The sequence below is a fragment of the Desulfatiglans anilini DSM 4660 genome (assembly GCF_000422285.1).
Classification (GTDB): Bacteria; Desulfobacterota; DSM-4660; order Desulfatiglandales; family Desulfatiglandaceae; genus Desulfatiglans; species Desulfatiglans anilini.
Genome location: NZ_AULM01000090.1, coordinates 1 through 2522 on the forward strand (window position 1 = coordinate 1; position 2522 = coordinate 2522).

3 protein-coding genes are annotated in these 2522 nt (G+C 44.9%); all 3 read left to right on the forward strand.

Annotation, left to right across the window (positions count from 1 at the left end):
* Nucleotides 1–1164, forward strand: a 1164-nt coding sequence (locus tag H567_RS27615; RefSeq protein WP_279615017.1) for an RHS repeat domain-containing protein, incomplete at its 5' end; no start/stop codon positions are given.
* On the forward strand, nt 1148–1663 hold the full coding sequence (locus H567_RS28895) for a hypothetical protein (protein WP_153306321.1): 516 nt from the start codon (nt 1148–1150) through the stop codon (nt 1661–1663). The genes H567_RS27615 and H567_RS28895, both read left to right, overlap by 17 nt.
* Before the next feature lie 416 nt (nt 1664–2079).
* The gene (locus H567_RS0121115; RefSeq protein WP_035255655.1) at nt 2080–2463 is read left to right on the forward strand and encodes a hypothetical protein; all 384 of its coding nucleotides are present in this window, start codon (nt 2080–2082) and stop codon (nt 2461–2463) included.
* Nucleotides 2464–2522 lie beyond the last annotated feature (59 nt).

Below are 2522 nucleotides of genomic sequence, written 5' to 3' on the forward strand. Positions count from 1 at the left end.
CTCCTCTTCTTTCACCAGGACCATCTGGGCGGCACCACGGCCCTCACCAATGCCAACGGCCAGGTGGTCGAGCGGGCCGACTATGCGCCTTTCGGTGCAGAACGCAAACCATCCCGAAGCCAGATCGCCGACCACCGCTACACCGGCCAGGAGCACGACATCGAAACCGGCCTCTACAACTACAACGCCCGCCTCTATGATCCCCTCATCGCACGCTTCATCTCCCCGGATTTCATCGTGCCCGATCCAATGGATCCCCAGTTGCTCAACCGGTATAGCTATTGCGCGAACAATCCCCTGCGGTACACCGATCCCTCTGGACATCTCCTGATCGAGCCCCTGATCGGGGCCATCATCGGAGCAACCCTCGGGGTGGCGACCTCTGCCATTACCGGCGGGGACATCGGCCTCGGCGCCCTGACCGGAGCAGTTACAGGGGGATTCCTCGGAGGTGCGGGAAGTATCGTCACCAGCCTCGAACTGACGGGCATCGTCGCAGCGGCGCTCTATGCAGGCGCGGGGGCGTCAGCCGGGGCAATCAGTGCCGCTGTCAGCGGCACTGATCTCGCTCTCGGAGCGTTCTCAGGGGGCCTGTTAGCCGCCGCCTCCTATGTCTTCCCCTGTCCAGACTTCAAGCCGTTCGGCCAAGGTCCGGCCGGGACGATAGCGAATCGGTTCTTGAACAGCACTCTGACCGGCGCTGCCTTCGGGGCCGCTTACTCCGGAATGACCGGCGGAGACGTCCTCCACGGCATGGGCATGGGAGCCCTTGGCTGGGCGGCTGGTGAAGCAGGCAACATGCTTATTGGACATGCATTTGGTTATGCCCTGTCTGGAAAACCACCAGAATTCAAAAAAGGCGCATTCTTTTATTTTGCAGACAGTCAGCGGCCGTTTACAACAGGTGGCATCATAATTGGAGACCGTCAAATACTACAACGGCAAAATCTAGTTAACCATAAGCAAAGCAATCTCTCTATCGAATCTCACGAGAGAGCACATTTTCCACAACAAATAATTCTATCACCGACATATGTACCTTGCCACATTTTTTCTCAAGGGATCAGTGGCTCAATCGGTTTTGCGAATGGGATTGGATTTTGGAATAGTACACACAGATATAATTTGTTTGAAAGGTGGTGGATAGATGTCCCTTCATTCTAGACGAATATATTATCTAGATTTTTTCGTTATTGCATCTTTTATATTTATATCTATTACATCATGCAATAAATTTTTTTATTCTCATATGCCAGGATATGCAATAGATATCTTTATAAAATCAAATAATTATGAATTAATAGATAACATTTTTGATAACTTTACACGCTATTATGAATTTAAAAAATTTAATATGCAATCTGATGATGAAGTAACCAAATGTAGAACTTATATAAAATATATAATTCCTGAAAAATCACCAAATGATACACAATATGTTCTACTGCAAATATGCTATAATTACTACAATTCAGCGTGTGCTGAGGCATCGGATCAAGTTAATCAAACCTGGATTTCAGTCGCGAATGATTGCAATGGCCAAGACACATTTGTCAAAACTGAAATAGATAAAATTGCCACACACATTTATATAGAACTTTCAAAGCGATTTCCTGGCATGGTAGAACTCAAAGCAAAAAGGACTGGCCTACCTATCATATAATGAGGATTGCTTTAGTCTGGTAGCCTGTCGGCGTCCGAAAATGGTTATCATATGCATATTATTGCACCATTTAAGGCTGTAATTTGTATTTTAGTATTTGTCATGCCGTTTTCAGGCTGTGACCTTCGGATCCGATCTCTATTACCTGGGCAATGTCATTGACTTAAGCTATGGCCTAGAAGCCCATAGCTTAAGTCAATGACATTGAATATACAGCTTTCTTATTACTAAAATAGAAAAAAAGAATGTTATAATGTATAAGTATGTAAGACTGTCTAATATGCAGTCATAGAAAAGGCTAAAAAATCAAATATAGTGATATCGTCAATAGAAATAAATACATGCAATTTATATTCAATAAGTTTCTTACATACCTGCTAATCATAATATGTATCAAAGGATGTTCAACATTCATCATGGGCGACGGCCAATATACTTATAAGGTTGATATCGATGCTTCAGAAATCGATAAATCCGGCTATTTAGCCTTGCATATTTCCGATATTCTGTTAAATCGCGGATACGAACAGTGTGGGCCCGATAAACCAGTGTCGCCGCCGGATTTTCCAGGACAGTCCGGTTTTATCTCAAGCTTCAAAAAGATTGTCACAAGCGAAGGTTACCCTGTCTGCGTGTATGTGAAATACGCTCAGTCTCAACCACTGATTTCGAAAAATAAACTGCATATATGGGTAGTCAATTGGACTGCAGGAAATCGAATTCCGGAATTAATTTTTGAGATTAACGAAGTAAGCAATGCTATCTCACTCTTGTCCAAATTAGGAATTGCGGGCGTTTAGGGCGGAGGTGAAGCGCAAGGTGGAGTCGGGAAGGTGATCGAGGTTTCTGGGTATAGCCT